The following is a 15,517-nucleotide window of genomic DNA, read 5'->3' on the forward strand; positions in this document are numbered from 1 at the left end:
CGTCCTCAAGTAGAGAAAACTGCCGTTCAACAAAGCTGCCGCGAAGGTCGCCAACGCGGACAAAGCTGCCGTTGGGCTGCTGAGTGCCAGTGTCTGCAAACAACCCAAACCGGACATTGAGTGAATGCAATGATGCCGCAGTTGCAGCCCGTATTGTCGACATTTCGCTACGGCGACAAGAACTTGGCAACACCGAACAGAAACTGAGCCCTCGTCAAAGCATACTTCGGCGCCATGCTGTTAGACGGCGGCTGTTCTTACGGTATCGACGAAACTTTTAATGGTGTCAGAGTTCCCTGACTTTCGAAACGCAACATACAGATCGATTTGGTTTTCGCATGGTTCAAACGGGACGAATGTAACGCCGGGAGGGGCGATATTCTTGACCCAGGCTGGTGCCAGCGCAATCCCGAGACCTTGGGCCACGAACTGCAGCAGAGTGGACTTATCGATGATCTCGCAGACAATATTTGGTTGAGCGCCAATTTGGCGAAAACCGCTCCACAATGCCTCGTGCAGGATTGGTCGCGCGTGCTTGGGATACCCCACGATCGGTTGGTCAACGATATCGGAAGTGGAAAGAGACGCCGCGCCGGAAAGCGGGTTGGCGTTGGCAAGGACAACCACGATTGGCTGGCGGTGCAGGAGCTCGCTGGTAATGAATTCGTCATCCAGAGGCGTGCGAACAAAGGCAACATCGGTACGATGGCCGATCAATTCTTGGGAGTGCTGTTCAGAGGAGGAAATTTCCAGAACCTGAACATGGACTTTTGGGTCGGTTTGCCGGAAAGCCAGCAGAGTCCGCGGCAACAACATCGAAATCGCTTCGTCAACGCCGCTAACCCGGATGTGACGCAGGTCAGACTCGGCAGTATGACGAACATTGGAGACTGATCTTTCGATATCGGATAGAATTCTTTTGGCATCTTGAATGAATTCCGATCCGGCTTGGGTCAGGCTGACCTGCCGGGTCGTTCTGAAAAGCAGCCTCGCCCCAAGTTCGTGCTCCAACGCGGAGACCCGTTCAGACAGTGCGGATTGGCTTAGCCCCAATCGTTCCCCTGCGCGTCGGAAGTGGAGCTCTTCGGCGACAGCGACGAAGCATTCCAGTTGTCTGATATCCAATCTGTCCCCCTTTGTCGGTCTACTTTAAAACGCTTACACGCATCTTGTTGTTCAATCCGGCTTCGAAATCCCGGATCGCACCTGCATAATCCAGCGAGTCTAGCGTATCATCGCGACCTCGGATCAGCGATGTTTGTGTGGCATCGTCCATCTCGAAAGGCTCCGACAGTTTGCCTGCCGCTATCGTTCGTTTTTCTAGATCAATCGATAACTCGCCGCCACGGGCATCGCTCGCAAATTGCAAAAGTGCGTCCCGTGTCGAGGGGGAAACAAGTGGGAGTGCAAGGCCGTTTTTGCGGGCGTTGTCGTAGAATATCCCTGCAAAACTTGTCCCGATGCACGCATCTATTCCAAGCTGGCGCAGGCCCCAAACGGCATGTTCCCGACTGGACCCACAGCCGAAATTGTCACCGACGACCAAAATGTTGGCCTGTGTCCAAGGCGCATTGTTCAAAATGAAGTCCGGGCGCTGGCCCCCCGCGTTGTCAAATCGCAAGTCGGCAAACGTGCCGTCAGCCAAGCCTTCGCGGGTGATCGTGATCAGAAACCGCTTAGGCATGATCACGTCGGTATCGACATTGGCCAGTGGCAATGGGGCGGCGATCCCGTTGATCGTTTTCGTCATCTGTTTGTCTTTCATTTGAAATCTCGCACATCAGCCAGATGGCCAGCGATGGCGGCCGCGGCCACCATTGCTGGCGACATCAAATGGGTGCGCGCACCGCGGCCCTGACGTCCTTCAAAGTTTCGGTTGGTTGATGAGGCTACCCGCTCTCCATCCATTGCAATGTCGTCGTTCATCGCCAGACACATCGAACAGCCTGCTTCAGGTCGCCACTCAAAACCTGCTACCTCAAAGATGGCACGCAACCCTTCCGCTTCGGCCTTGATACGTGTCATGGCAGACCCTGGCACAACGATGGCTTCGACTCCGTCGGCAACTTTCCGGCCGTCCAGGATTTTGGCGGCCTCGCGCAGGTCTTCGATACGGCTGTTGGTGCAAGAGCCGATGAATGCCGTGTCGATCTTTATTGACTGGGCCGGTTGCCCTTCGTTCAACCCCATGTATTGCAACGCCCGTTCCAGCGCCGCTTTAGCCTTCGGGGAGACAAAGTCCTTTTCAGAAGGCACATTCGCTGTGATGGGCACTGACTGATCTGGGCTCGTGCCCCAAGTGATCAACGGTTCAATTTCGGCCCCTGCGATGGTGACTTCTTGGTCAAATACGGCTTCGGAATCACTGACCCAGGTTTCACTTTCGAAGTCAAAATGACCGCTATGAGGATGACCCTGCAATGCACGCTCAGTAATGTCATCCGCTGCAATCAAGGCCGCGCGAGCACCCAGCTCAACCGCCATATTGCAAACGGTCATACGTCCGGCCATATCGAGACCGCGAATGGCTGAGCCTGCAAATTCAACCGCATATCCATTGGCCCCGCCTGCGCCAACGACCTGCACGACCTTCATGATGATGTCTTTTGCCGTTCCACCGGGTGCTATGTCGCCGTCGATCATAACGCGCATGGTTTTCATGCGCTTGTAGCGCAAGGTTTGGGTGGCGAGCACGTGTTCGACCTCGGATGTGCCGATCCCGAAGCCAAGCGCGCCGAAAGCCCCATAGGTGGTGGTATGGCTGTCGCCGCAAGCGATCAGCATACCCGGCGCGACGAGCCCCTGTTCCGGAACAACAACGTGTTCGATGCCCTGTCGCGGGTCGCCAAGTCCGTAAAAGGCGATACCGTGTTTGGTGCAGTTTGCCTGCAAGTTGTCGATGAGCAGCTTGGACGCCGCATCATGCGGTTCACTGCTTCGGGTCGCGTTGACATGATCGACAACCGCCAGATGCGCCTCTGGTCGCCATACGCTCAGGCCCTTTGTGTCGAGGCCCGAGAAGGCCTGCGGGCTGGTGTATTCGTTCATGATGTGGAAATCGACATAGATCAGCATGTCGCCATCGGGCAGATCGCACACCTTATGGGCGTCGACCAATTTGTCGTAGAGCGTCCGGTTCATTCGGCTGTCTCCGCTTGGATAGGGTGACGGGCAAAGAAATCCGACATGCGTGATGCAATGTCTTCCGGGATTTCCTCGGCCATGTAATGTGTGGTGTCGAGCGCTTCGCCCTCGACCTGTGCGGCGCGCATTTGCCAAAGGCCAAGCGCGTCAAAGCAGGTTTCAATCACTCCACGTTTCGCCCAGAGCGTCAGAAGAGGCATTTCAAGTTTTCGCCCTTCGTCCGCATCGTCGTGTTCGATGTCGATGGTGGCGGCGGCTCGGTAATCTTCACAGCTTGCATGGATGGCATCGGGATCAGAAAAAGCGCGCAAGTATTCCGATAGAGCCTTGGGAGAAAACGGGTTCTCACCACCTGCCTGATTGAAGCATTTCAGTTTCCAGAATCCTTTCGGATCAGCACCGATCATTTGTTCGGGCAGTGGGTGTTTCTGGATCAGGAAGAACCAATGCCAATACATCTCTGCAAATTTTGCAGACGTATTGGCGTACATTTCACGCGTCGGGGCAATGTCCAACAATACCATAGCCGCCACGCGATCAGCATGATCCAGACCCATCCGATGCGCCACCCGCGCACCCCGATCATGGGCCCCAACCAGAAACCTTTCATGCCCCAAACGCTGCATGACCGCGACGATGTCACCCGCCATGGCGCGTTTTGAATAGGGTTCATGCGCCCCGTTCGACGTCGGCTTGTCAGACCGTCCATACCCGCGCAAATCCGGACAGATAACCTGATAAGAGCGTGCCAGAATTGGCGCCACACCGTGCCACATGGCGGATGTTTGTGGATAGCCATGAAGAAGGACAATCGGTGGCGCCCCGTCGGGCCCCGCGCGGCGGACGAACAGTGTCGCACCATCGCCTTCGATGTGGTCTTCCACGAATTCCTGGAACATTTCCGACTCCTTGGGGAAAAATACACTTTGTCCAGTATTTCAGAATAGTTCGCGAATTTTAATCGGGAAAACTGATCAGTTATGCCGACTAATCCCCGTGCGAAACCCCGATAGTCTTTGTTGACATAAGCCGCACCAGAGACACGGGGTGTCCGGCAAACCGGATCAGAGGAGGATACCATGAAATTTCTACTAACCACTGCACTATCCCTGACAATGGCGATCAGCGCGAATTCCGCTTTGGCGGACTGCGATGAGGGTGAGGTCGTCGTTAAGTTCAGCCACGTCACAAACACAGACCGCCACCCCAAAGGCATCGCTGCTACGCTGCTGCAGGAGCGTGTGAACGCCGAAATGGATGGCGTAATGTGCATGGAAGTCTTCCCGCAGTCGTCGCTTTACAACGATGACCAAGTGCTGGAGGCGATGCTGCAAGGTGACGTCCAATTGGCCGCACCATCCCTGTCCAAGTTTGAGGCCTTCACTCGCCAGTTCCGCATTTTCGACCTGCCATTCATGTTCGCGAACATCGAAGCTGTAGATGCGTTCCAAGCGTCTGACACCGGTCAGGCGATGCTCGATTCCATGCAACGTCGTGGCCTTCAGGGTCTGGGATATTGGCACAACGGCATGAAGCAGATGTCGGCTAATGTGCCGCTGATGGTGCCATCGGATGCCGAAGGTCTGAAGTTCCGTGTTCAGCCGTCAGACGTGTTGATTGCGCAGATGGAAGCAATGGGAGCCTCCCCGCAGCCGATGTCCTTTTCCGAAGTTTACGGTGCCCTACAAACGGGCGTTGTTGCTGGCCAAGAGAACACATGGTCCAACATCTGGGGCCAGAAGTTCTTTGAAGTTCAGGACGGCATCACCCAAACAGACCACGGCATCATCGATTATCTTGTCGTAACGTCCGTCGATTTCCTCGACAGCCTTGATCCAGAGGTGCGTGATCAATTCCTTACGATCCTTGGTGAAGTCACCGAGACCCGCAACGCGGAGAGCTTCGCGGTGAACGAAGAGGCCAAGCAATCCATCATCGATGCCGGCGGTGTGATCCGAGAACTGACACCCGAGCAGCGTGCAGTGTGGGTCGAAGCCATGAAGCCCGTCTGGGAGCAATTCATTGACGATGTAGGCCAGGAAAACATCGATGCTGCGCAAGCTATCAACGCGGCACTCTAGGGCTCTGGCTTTTCGCTAACAATCGGGTCGGCTGCTTTGGTGGCCGATCCCTTCTTGAGGAGGGATAGCAATGTCGGGTGGATATCAACCAAAAGGGCGGTTCGGTGCGGTCGTTCACACCATCGAAGAAACCATCATCGCCGTGTTGCTGGGCCTAATGACCCTCGTGACGTTTATCAACGTGGTAATGCGTTATGGATTTAACAGCCAGTTGATCTGGGGGCTTGAGCTGACGCTCGTCCTGTTCGCTTGGCTCGTGTTGTTTGGCATCGCCTATGGATTCAAGGTGGTCAGCCATCTGGGTGTGGACGCATTGATCAATCTGCTAGCGCCGGGACCGAAACGTCTGATGGGAATACTGGCGGCGACCCTCTGTCTGATTTATGCGCTCCTGCTCTTGAAGGGCGCTTGGGACTACTGGGCGCCGTTTGCCGGGTTTGATGCAACGTCTGGGCGCTGGTTCCCCACGGGCTTTGAAAACTCCCGAGATCAGGGTTGGTATGAGACCGAGCAAATTCCGATCCCGTTCGCGCAAATCTGGCTGGAGAACACCTTCAACTTGGGCGAACCCTACGAGAAACTACCGCGCTTTGTGCCCTATGCCATGCTGCCGTTTGCAATGGCCCTGACAGCCTATCGTTTGGCGCAGAATCTGATGAGGATTGTGCGAGGTGAGCTCGAAAGTCTGATCGTTAGCCATGAGGCCGAAGACGCTGTGGAAGAGGCAGCTGAGAGCCTGTCCAAGGAGACTTAGAACAATGGATGTTGTCATTCTTTTCGGCATGGTCGTGGCCTTGCTGGCGATCGGTGTGCCGATCGCCGTGGCCCTTGGCCTGAGCTCAACGCTGTTCCTGTTGGTACTGTCTGACAGCTCGCTTGGGTCCATCGCGCAGTCCCTGTATCAGGCGATGGCCGGTCATTATACGCTGCTGGCGATCCCGTTCTTCATTTTGGCCTCATCCTTCATGTCGACGGGCGGCGTGGCGCGGCGGATTATCGAATTTGCGATTGCAATCATCGGGCACGTGCGCGGCGGTCTGGCGATTGCGGGTGTTCTGGCCTGCATGCTCTTCGCTGCTCTTAGCGGCTCATCGCCGGCGACGGTCGTGGCGGTTGGGTCAATCGTGATCGCGGGCATGGTCAAATCGGGGTATTCCAAAGACTTCGCCGCTGGTGTGATCTGTAACGCGGGCACCTTGGGCATTCTGATCCCGCCGTCGATTGTAATGGTCGTCTATGCGTCCGCAACGGATGTGTCGGTCGGTCGGATGTTCCTGGCGGGCGTCATTCCGGGCCTGTTGGCGGGGATCATGTTGATGGTGACGATCTATGTGATCGCGCGCATTAAGAACTTGCCAAAAGGCGAGTGGCAGGGATTTGAGCAGGTGTTTTCCACGATCCTTGATGCAAGCTGGGGTCTGTTCTTAATGGTCGTGATCTTGGGCGGCATCTACGGGGGCGTATTCACCCCCACGGAAGCGGCGGCCATCGCGTCCGTCTATGCCTTCATCGTTTCCATCTTCATTTATCGCGATATGGGACCCCTGAAAGGCAAGAGCTGGCTGCCAGAAGCGGATGCCGATGTGGGCCTTTTGGGGCTGCGTGTCTGGGGGTTCACGATTGTGAGCTTCCTGCTCTATGCGATTGCGGCCTTTATGATGGGGATGTCGATCATGATCGCCATCTACGCGGCGGTGGTTTTCTTGGTCGTGGCACTCGTCCTGGGCGCACTTCTGGCCAAAGCCGTCCCTGCGGGGCAAGGCATGCGTGTGGCCTTTGGCGCTGTGGCGATCTTTGGGGCGCTTCCAATGCTCTATGCGCTCTATATGATTTTCACCAACGAGGAGATGACGGCGCTGTTTGCCGTGATCCAGACCATCGGTGCTGTGTTTGTCCTTTTGTTGCCCCCTGCGGTTTTCGTCTTCTCACTGGTGCGTGGGGCGCAGCGGCTTGAAGCTGCGGGCGGTGGATACGGCACTTCGCTTTCCGTGGGTGGGCGCAACTTGCTGCGTGCGAACCTTGAAAACCTGATTTTTGCGGTGCCAGCCTTACTGCACCGCGATACCAAGCACACGTTGCTGGAAGCGGGCAAGCTGACGATCATGTTGATGTTCATCATCGCCAACGCACTGATCCTGAAGCATGTTCTGACGGACGAGCAGATCCCTCAGCACATTACGGAAGTGATGTTGGCGGCTGGATTTGGACCCATTGGGTTCCTGATCATCGTCAACATCATCCTGCTGATCGGTGGGCAGTTCATGGAACCGTCAGGTCTGATCGTGATCGTGGCCCCACTGGTGTTCCCGATTGCCATTCAGCTGGGGATCGATCCGATCCATCTGGGCATCATCATGGTGGTGAACATGGAAATCGGGATGATCACGCCACCGGTTGGTTTGAACCTCTTCGTGACGTCAGGCGTTGCGCAGATGTCGATGATGCGGGTCGTGCGGGCGGCGTTGCCGTTCCTCGCGGTGCTCTTCGTGTTCCTGATCATGGTGACCTACATCCCATGGCTGTCGACCGTGTTGCCCACGGCTTACATGGGGCCGGAGATCATCACGAATTAGGCGCGTTGGTCGATGAAGATTCAAAGCAGGCCATCTTCGTCCTATACAATTTGGTCCGTCAAATCTTGACCCAATTACAGCTTCTGCTGTGGTTGGATTTATATTGCGCAACAGCCGCGAATGTCCGCTCTCCGCCCTGAGCAGCCGTTCACGCACTCTGCAGCATCAGTAGCTTTGGGCTCTCCCGGCACCTTCGCCGCGCTGGTCATGAGTGGCCGGTTCGGGAATAACGGCATTCGCTGCGTGCTGTCTGAACTGGTAAGGTGCGGACGAAGCCGCCTTTTGCCCGCGCAGCTATTGCTGACGCAGAAAGCCGTCACCGTCGCGGCGTCGGTATCGCGGCATTGTAGCGCGTTTACTGTTTCCGGTCATTCAAACACGCAGATAAAGCCAAAATTAAGCCGCCCATTCGCTGCGCACGTCGCCAACCTGCAAGGTGCTGAAATAGCAGCCGTTGACTGTTGCGACAAGAATGTACACCTATTGGCGTGAAGCGCAGCACTTGCATGAATTCTGGCACTTGCCTGTGCGGAAACCCTAGATTTTCAGACAATTTGCGCACTGACCCTGTGGGCGGGAAGGCTGTTTTGCGGGCTGGCGATGACCGCAACGCGACCAAGTTCCATTTGGCTCTTCGGATCACAAATGCGACTGGTCGGTTTTCAGTGGCCCATATAGGCAAATGTCACGCCGAATGCACCAACCAGAACAAGACTCAGCGCCCAGACGAGGTCGAGGTTGAACCATGTTTTCGACAGGAATTTCAGCCCCAACCAGAAATAGATGACCAGAGCAATCGCCCCGCCTGCCAGCGTCATGGCGGCTGTGTGAAACAGCGCGACGGCCAAGGCCTTGGTCACGGTGTTGCCCATCAGGGTCTGTGCGGCCATGTGCCCATGGTCGTGCGTGCCGCTGTCGGAGATGCCCAGATAGAAGGGCACCAGCATCAGCCCGGCGCCATGCGCCATCGCCGCGAGAAACGACCAGAGCGCCAGACGGGCCGGATGCACGCGTGCCAGTATCTTCGGGTGCCTGCGATTGATCAGCAGATAGACCCCCATCGCGATGACCAGGAGCCCCGCGCCGATGCGGATCTGGGTTTGCCATTCGACAAGGAACACCAAGAGCGAGAACGGCAGCAGAATGGCGATCATGGCCAGGAAATGTCCCACCGCCAGCATCGCCAGCGCCTTGGGCATCGCCATATGGCGACGCTCCATCAACGCCGCCGAAACGGCCAGCGGCCAGCCCATGCCCGGGTTGATGCCGTGGTAGAAGCCAGAAAAAATGACAGCCCACCAAAGGGCTGTCACCGTTGTCATGTCACCCATCGTTTAGACGGACGGATAGCAGAAGCTGTCGGTCGAACAATCGCCGCCTTCCAGCCTGATCTGGTGGCTGCGCAGACCCTTGGGGAAGTCGATGTAGAAGTCCTTGTTCAACGTCAGGCCTCCGTTTTCGCCGACATCGGCCATCACCATCTGCCCGCCCTCGGCGTCCGGGTAGAATTGATCGTCCCACGTGGAATAAAGCGAGTTCGTCCAGTAGACACGCTTGCCGTCGCGGCTGATCTCGACCATCTGCGGACCAAAGGCGAAATCCTTGCCGTTGGGATGTTTGGCACCGCGTGCGATGCCGCCCAGCTCGACCTTGCCGGCCAGCTTGGGGTTCATCGGGTCGGAGACATCGTATTGATGCATCTCGCCCAGCCCCCAGCAGGCGACATAGAGATATTTGTCGTCCAGGCTCAGGTCGATATCGGTGACCAGAGGCGGCACGGCCTCGAACCCTTGCAGCAAGGGCGGCAGGTTCTCTGCTTTTTCGGGGCGCGGGTCGATGGTGATGGTCTTCTTGGCCTGCCATTTGCCATCGTCGTCCCGCCACCATGTGAAGATGGACCCTTGCAGGTTGGTGGTGTCGACCACCACGCCGCAGAAACCATAAGACTTGGTCGGGTCATGGGCGGGCCGGATTTCCAGCGCCATCTGGTGGTTTTCGCCCAGGTCGATGGTCTGGATGTTCTTGCGCTTGCGCAGGTCCCAGAAGTGGATCGAGTGGCCGTATTTGTTGCTGAGCAGATCCTCGGGGACGAGGCCGCCCTCGAACTGCGGCGGCAGGCCCCATTCGGAACTGACCATGTAGTCCTGCGGCAGGTTCCACCAGAAATCATAGTGCTTGTCCTGCTTGCCGCGATCCATCTCGTACTGGCCGATGATCTCGAACGTCTCGCAATCCATGATGAAGATGCCCGGAGGGCCGTCGGTGCCATCCTTGCCGCCACCGCCAAGGCAAGAGACATAGATGCCCTCGGGGCCGCAATGAATGGTGTGGGGGCGCGAATAGCCGGTCTTGGCGAACAGCTCTTCGGGTTCGATGGTCTTGTGAATCTTGGCCCTCAGCGGCTCTTTGACGTCGATGACATAGATGCGCGACGACCGGATGCCCGGAACGATCAGGTAACGCCGTTCCAGAAATGCGTGCCCGGACAGCGGCGACAGCGAGGACGAACAGGCATTCCAGCCGAAATGGTGAAACTCGTCGCCCTTGTTGGGCACAATAACCTGATGGACGATCTGGCCATAGGTGTCGGAGCCCGGCTTGAGATCGACAACGGCGATGCCGTCCGATTGCGAGCCATCGGGGCTGAGCATCACGGTAAATGCATAATTCTCGACCGGGGCCTCCATCGCCAGCTTGGGCGAGGCGTGGAATGTCGGGTCTGGTCTCAGGTTCATGTGGTTTCTCCCTTGTTGATTGAATACGCCCCGTTTCGGGGTCTTTTTTTGGGTCCGGCGATTTGAAGAAGCGAAGCCGGGTCACACCTCCGCAACGTTGCAGAGTTGAATGGCGCCGCTGATCTTTTCGGATATGTCCTTGAGTCTAACGCCGATGTCGCGGCGGTAGTCGGGCCCGAACCGGCGGATCGGGCCGACAGCGCCAACGCTGAAGGTTGCGCCGATATTGCCGATGGAAATAGGGGCCGCTACACTGGCGATGCCCATGTCGATTTCCTGATCGCAATCGGCAAAGCCCTGTTCGACGATCTTGGCGAATTCCGCGCGCAGCGCCGCCTCGGTCGTTTTAGTGTGTTCGGTATATTGCTGCAAAGTGCCCGACAGGATCGCGTTCTGGAAATCGGGTTCGGTGAAGGCCGCGATTGCCTTGGAACAGGAACATGCATGCATCGGGCGTTCGCCCAGCCCGGGGTGGATGAAAGCACGCGCCGGATCGTCGGGGGTTTCAACGTGGATGATCTCGACCTTGCCGTCGCGAAAGCGGGCCAGAAACACCGTTTCATTGAAATTTGTCGCGGCTGTTCTCAAAATCGGGGCTGAACAGCGCCGCACATCCGCGTCCGACTTGCCCAGCAAGGCGATACGGATCAGCCGTTCGCCGATGACGTATTTCCCGTCCTCGCCCGGTTGGTCCACCAGCTTCTGTTCCACCAGCGTCTGGATCAGGCGATAACAACTTGGTTTGGGCAGGCCCGTAGCCCTTTGCAAGTCCGCGGCGGAAATCGGCCGGCCTGCGACAGCGATGATTTCCAGAAGGCTGATGAGACGTTCGAGATGCATATTGACGGAATTCGCTCATCTTGTGAGACTGTGTCTCGAATTATGAGAATGTTTCGATTCGAAGCAAGTCGAAACTTGGGAGGGGACAGATGCGCACCAAAGCCGCCGTGGCCTTAGCAGCCGGACAACCACTGGAAGTGATGGAGGTAAACCTCGAAGGCCCTCGCGCCGGAGAGGTGCTGGTCGAGATCAAGGCGACCGGCCTTTGCCATACAGATGAATTCACCCGCTCGGGCGATGACCCCGAGGGGATCTTTCCCGCGATCCTCGGCCATGAGGGCGCAGGCGTCGTTCTGGAAGTGGGAGAAGGCGTCACGACGCTGGAGCCAGGCGATCATGTAATCCCGCTTTACACGCCCGAATGCCGGGAATGCGAATACTGCCTGAACCCCAAGACCAATCTCTGCCAGTCGATCCGCGCGACCCAAGGCGCGGGCCTGTTGCCCGATGGCTCTACGCGGTTTTCGATGCTGGATGGCACGCCGATCCACCACTACATGGGCTGCTCGACCTTCGCCAATCACACGGTGGTGCCCGAGATCGCGCTGGCCAAGGTGCGCAAGGATGCGCCGTTCGACAAGATTTGCTATATCGGCTGTGGTGTCACCACCGGGATCGGCGCGGTGATCAACACTGCCAAGGTCGAGATCGGGTCCAGGGGCATCGTCTTTGGCCTCGGCGGGATCGGGCTGAACGTCATTCAGGGCCTGCGTCTGGCGGGGGCCGACCAGATTGTCGGCGTGGACCTGAACGACGGCAAGGCCGAGATGGCCAAGCATTTCGGCATGACCGATTTCGTCAACCCCTCCAAGGTGGATGGCGATTTGGTGGCCCATCTGGTCGAGTTGACCGGCGGCGGCGCAGATTACACCTTCGATGCCACAGGCAACGTGAACGTCATGCGCACCGCGCTTGAATCGGCGCACAAAGGCTGGGGCGAGAGCATCATCATCGGTGTCGCGCCTGCGGGTGCCGAGATTTCGACACGTCCCTTCCAGCTTGTCACCGGACGTGTTTGGCGCGGCACCGCCTTTGGCGGCGCGTCTGGCCGAACAGATGTTCCGAAGATCGTCGACTGGTACATGGACGGCAAAATCGAGATCGACCCGATGATCACGCACAAGCTGTCTCTGGACCAGATCAACCATGGCTTCGACCTGATGCACGAGGGCAAGTCGATCCGCGCCGTCGTCGAATTTTGATCCATGCGACAGACATCACCCGAGGTCCACAGCTTCTTTGACGAAGCCACCAACGCGGCCTGCTACATCGTCAAGGATCCATCATCCAATGCCTGTGCGGTGATCGATTCCATTCTAGATTTCGACCACGCGTCGGGCCGCACCCACACAAGACACGCCGACAACCTGATCGCGACCATCCGGGCCAATGGCTGGGACCTGCAATGGATCGTCGAAACCCATGTTCACGCGGATCACCTGTCGGCGGCGCCGTATCTGGCACAGCACCTGGGTGGCAAGATCGCGATCGGCGCCAACATCTCGTCGGTGCAGGAGGTGTTTGGCAAGATCTTCAACGCAGGCACTGAATTCGAGATGGACGGCAGCCAGTTCGACCGCCTGTTCGAAGACGGCGACTGCTTTGCCATCGGGAACCTCGACGTGGTGGTCATGCACACGCCCGGCCACACGCCGGCCTGCGTGACCTATGTTATCGGCGATGCCGCCTTCATCGGTGACACGCTGTTCATGCCGGATTTCGGCACTGCCCGCGCCGACTTCCCGGGCGGGTCGGCCACCGACCTCTACAACTCGATCCAGCGCATCCTCGCACTGCCCGACACAACGCGTCTGTTTTTGTGCCACGACTACAAGACCGCGACTCGCGATACCTTTTGCTGGGAGACCACGGTCGCCGAGCAAAAGGCCAGCAACATCCATGTCGGCGGAGGCAAGTCGGAATCCGAATTCGTTGCATTCCGGACCAAGCGCGATGCCCAGCTTGCCATGCCGAAACTCATCATCCCGTCGATCCAGGTGAATATGCGCGCGGGTCGGATGCCGCCGGCCGAGGATGACGGAAACACCTATCTGAAAGTGCCAATCAACCGCCTTTGAGTACCCGGGGATCGGCGAAGGGGAGACAAGAACATGACCAAACACCACCAAGTTCTGATTGTCGGCGGTGGCGCCGGAGGGATCGCGACTGCAACCAGCCTGAAAAAACGCGACAGATCGCTCGATATTGCGATTGTCGAACCGGCGGACCAGCATTTCTATCAACCCGGCTGGACCATGGTGGGCGGCGGCATTTTCTCGAAAGAACAGACCGTGAAGGCGATGGATGCGGTCTGGCCCAGCGGCATAAAGCGGATAAAAGGAGCGGTCGCCACGTTCCAGCCCGACGCCAATACCGTGACGCTGAGCGACGGAACGGTCGTCGGCTATGACTTCCTCGTGGTTGCAGCAGGTCTGAAACTGGACTGGGACGCGGTCGAAGGCCTGACCGAGACCTTGGGCAAGAACGGCGTGACATCGAACTACCGCTTCGACCTGGCCCCCTATACCTGGAAGCTGGTGCAGGAGATGTCGGGCAAACAGGCGATCTTTACCCAGCCGCCGATGCCGATCAAATGCGCTGGCGCACCGCAAAAGGCGATGTACCTGTCCTGCGATGCCTGGATGCGGGCGGGCAAACTGGGCGACATGAACGTGTCGTTCTGCAATGCCGGGCCGGTCCTGTTCGGCTGCGCGCCTTACGTGCCGCCGCTGATGGAATACGTGAAGAAATACGGCATCAACCTCGATTTCGGACATAACCTTGTCAAGATCGACGGCCCCGCCAGGACGGCCTGGTTCAAGGTCACCAAAGAAGGTGCAGAACCCGAAATCGTCGAGCGCAAGTTCGACATGATCCACGTCTGCCCGCCGCAATGCGCGCCCGATTTCATCGCGGCAAGCCCGCTGGCGGGTGCTGGCGGGTGGGTCGATGTGGACCAGGCCACGTTGCAGCACACCAAGTTCGACAATGTGTTCGGGTTGGGCGATGTCACATCCACTCCCAACGCCAAGACCGCCGCGGCCGCCCGCAAGCAGGCTCCGATCGTGGCCGAAAACCTGATCGCCCGGATGAAGGGCGCCGCCATGGCGCCGAAGTATGATGGTTACGGGTCGTGCCCGCTGACGGTCGAGAACGGCAAGATAATCCTGGCAGAGTTCGGCTACGGGGGCAAAGTCATGCCGACTTTCCCGTGGGACTCGACGAAACCGCGGCGGTCAGCCTGGTTCCTTAAGAAATCCGTTCTTCCATGGGTCTATTGGAACGCAATGCTGAAGGGGCGCGAGTGGCTGACCAAATCGACTGCTGGCTGAGCCAGACGGGCAACTGAAAGTGGTGTTCGCGGGATTTCGGTGGGGTCAGAATGCTCCAACGCCGCATGAAGGACGGATAACCGCTCCCAAATGGCGAACGGCAGGACCGTTCGCCAGGGTTCGTTAGATGTCGATGCGCTCGGCTATGCTCAGAGCGTCTTCCAGTTCCACACCAAGGTAACGCACGGTGCTGTCGACTTTGGTGTGACCAAGGAGCAGTTGCACCGCGCGAAGGTTGCCGGTCTTGCGATAGATCTCGGCCGCCTTTGTCCGGCGAAGCGAATGTGTGCCATATCCACTCGGCTCCAAACCAATCGCCTTCACCCAGTCGCGGACAAGCCGTGCGTACTGGCGCGTTGAGATGTGTGGTCGGTCGTGAAACCGGCTTGGGAACATGAACAGGCAAGCAAGCATCTCAGGAGATCTGACCCAGGTCAGAACGGTTTCTCGCGTGTTTTCCGACAGTTCGAATTGAACAGGCCGCTTGGTTTTGCTCTGGATCACCGAAACACGTTCTCGGACGCATTCGTCTTTGACAAGATCAGGCACGGATAGCTTGACCAGATCACAGCCTCGAAGCTTGCTGTCGATGGCGACGTTGAACAAGGCAAGGTCGCGCAGATTGCCTGCAAGTTCGAGTCGAGCACGGATCGCCCATACCTGTTTTGGCAGCAGTGGACGTTTCTGTCCGATGATCCGGCCCTTGTTCCAAGCTCTGCGTTTCGGGGTGACGACGGGTAGCTGAACTCTAGGCATGATTTGCCCTCCGATCCTCCCTCCAAGCCCAATCATCAGCACCGCGCTGACCGGGC

14 protein-coding genes are annotated in these 15,517 nt (G+C 57.7%); 6 read left to right on the plus strand and 8 right to left on the minus strand.

The features are described from left to right. Positions 1 to 240: 240 nt before the first annotated feature. The 4 genes from AC4GMC_RS03585 to AC4GMC_RS03600 are packed head-to-tail and all read right to left on the minus strand — an operon-like array spanning position 241 to position 4,043. Complete coding sequence (locus tag AC4GMC_RS03585) at positions 241 to 1,125, minus strand: LysR family transcriptional regulator (RefSeq protein ID WP_487875742.1); 885 nt, start codon at positions 1,123 to 1,125, stop codon at positions 241 to 243. A gap of 19 nt (positions 1,126 to 1,144) precedes the next feature. Next, on the minus strand, positions 1,145 to 1,750 hold the full coding sequence (leuD, locus tag AC4GMC_RS03590) for a 3-isopropylmalate dehydratase small subunit (protein ID WP_487875741.1): 606 nt from the start codon (positions 1,748 to 1,750) through the stop codon (positions 1,145 to 1,147). A gap of 11 nt (positions 1,751 to 1,761) precedes the next feature. Beyond that, positions 1,762 to 3,141: a 3-isopropylmalate dehydratase large subunit gene (gene leuC, locus AC4GMC_RS03595; RefSeq protein WP_487875740.1), complete on the minus strand. Its 1,380-nt coding sequence runs from the start codon at positions 3,139 to 3,141 to the stop codon at positions 1,762 to 1,764. Then, entirely contained in the window at positions 3,138 to 4,043 is a 906-nt protein-coding gene (locus AC4GMC_RS03600) for an alpha/beta fold hydrolase (RefSeq protein WP_487875739.1), read from the minus strand. The genes leuC and AC4GMC_RS03600 overlap by 4 nt, the downstream gene beginning before the upstream one ends. A 180-nt stretch (positions 4,044 to 4,223) precedes the next feature. Between AC4GMC_RS03600 and AC4GMC_RS03605 the strand changes: the two genes are divergently transcribed. The 3 genes from AC4GMC_RS03605 to AC4GMC_RS03615 all read left to right on the plus strand — a co-directional run bounded on the left by AC4GMC_RS03605 (position 4,224) and on the right by AC4GMC_RS03615 (position 7,798). Then, positions 4,224 to 5,225: a DctP family TRAP transporter solute-binding subunit gene (locus AC4GMC_RS03605; RefSeq protein ID WP_487875738.1), complete on the plus strand. Its 1,002-nt coding sequence runs from the start codon at positions 4,224 to 4,226 to the stop codon at positions 5,223 to 5,225. A gap of 70 nt (positions 5,226 to 5,295) precedes the next feature. Further along, complete coding sequence (locus AC4GMC_RS03610) at positions 5,296 to 5,979, plus strand: TRAP transporter small permease (RefSeq protein ID WP_487875737.1); 684 nt, start codon at positions 5,296 to 5,298, stop codon at positions 5,977 to 5,979. Between the two features lie 4 nt (positions 5,980 to 5,983). After that, positions 5,984 to 7,798: a TRAP transporter large permease gene (locus tag AC4GMC_RS03615; protein ID WP_487875736.1), complete on the plus strand. Its 1,815-nt coding sequence runs from the start codon at positions 5,984 to 5,986 to the stop codon at positions 7,796 to 7,798. 662 nt (positions 7,799 to 8,460) lie between these two features. Here the strand turns inward: AC4GMC_RS03615 and AC4GMC_RS03620 are convergent. From AC4GMC_RS03620 to AC4GMC_RS03630, 3 genes are all read right to left on the minus strand, one after another. Then, a complete protein-coding gene (locus AC4GMC_RS03620) occupies positions 8,461 to 9,129 on the minus strand; it encodes a hypothetical protein (protein ID WP_487875735.1) in 669 nt (222 codons plus the stop codon). Positions 9,130 to 9,132: 3 nt separating this feature from the next. Then, positions 9,133 to 10,533, minus strand: coding sequence for a selenium-binding protein SBP56-related protein (locus AC4GMC_RS03625; RefSeq protein ID WP_487875734.1), 1,401 nt, complete (start codon positions 10,531 to 10,533; stop codon positions 9,133 to 9,135). An 81-nt stretch (positions 10,534 to 10,614) separates the two neighbouring features. Beyond that, on the minus strand, positions 10,615 to 11,373 hold the full coding sequence (locus AC4GMC_RS03630) for an IclR family transcriptional regulator (RefSeq protein ID WP_487875733.1): 759 nt from the start codon (positions 11,371 to 11,373) through the stop codon (positions 10,615 to 10,617). A gap of 89 nt (positions 11,374 to 11,462) precedes the next feature. Here AC4GMC_RS03630 and AC4GMC_RS03635 point away from each other — a divergent pair, with 89 nt between their 5' ends. From AC4GMC_RS03635 to AC4GMC_RS03645, 3 genes are read left to right on the plus strand one after another with little or no spacing between them, the layout of a single operon-like run. Then, complete coding sequence (locus AC4GMC_RS03635) at positions 11,463 to 12,575, plus strand: S-(hydroxymethyl)glutathione dehydrogenase/class III alcohol dehydrogenase (RefSeq protein ID WP_487875732.1); 1,113 nt, start codon at positions 11,463 to 11,465, stop codon at positions 12,573 to 12,575. A 3-nt stretch (positions 12,576 to 12,578) separates the two neighbouring features. Further along, a complete protein-coding gene (locus AC4GMC_RS03640; protein ID WP_487875731.1) occupies positions 12,579 to 13,451 on the plus strand; it encodes an MBL fold metallo-hydrolase in 873 nt (290 codons plus the stop codon). Between the two features lie 33 nt (positions 13,452 to 13,484). Further along, the gene (locus AC4GMC_RS03645) at positions 13,485 to 14,705 is read left to right on the plus strand and encodes an NAD(P)/FAD-dependent oxidoreductase (RefSeq protein ID WP_487875730.1); all 1,221 of its coding nucleotides are present in this window, start codon (positions 13,485 to 13,487) and stop codon (positions 14,703 to 14,705) included. A 123-nt stretch (positions 14,706 to 14,828) separates the two neighbouring features. Here the strand turns inward: AC4GMC_RS03645 and AC4GMC_RS03650 are convergent, their stop codons facing one another. Further along, positions 14,829 to 15,461 (minus strand): tyrosine-type recombinase/integrase, encoded by a 633-nt coding sequence (locus tag AC4GMC_RS03650; RefSeq protein WP_487875729.1) that lies wholly within the window; start codon positions 15,459 to 15,461, stop codon positions 14,829 to 14,831. Between the last annotated feature and the right edge of the window lie 56 nt (positions 15,462 to 15,517).

It is taken from the genome of Thalassobacter sp., from assembly GCF_982993085.1.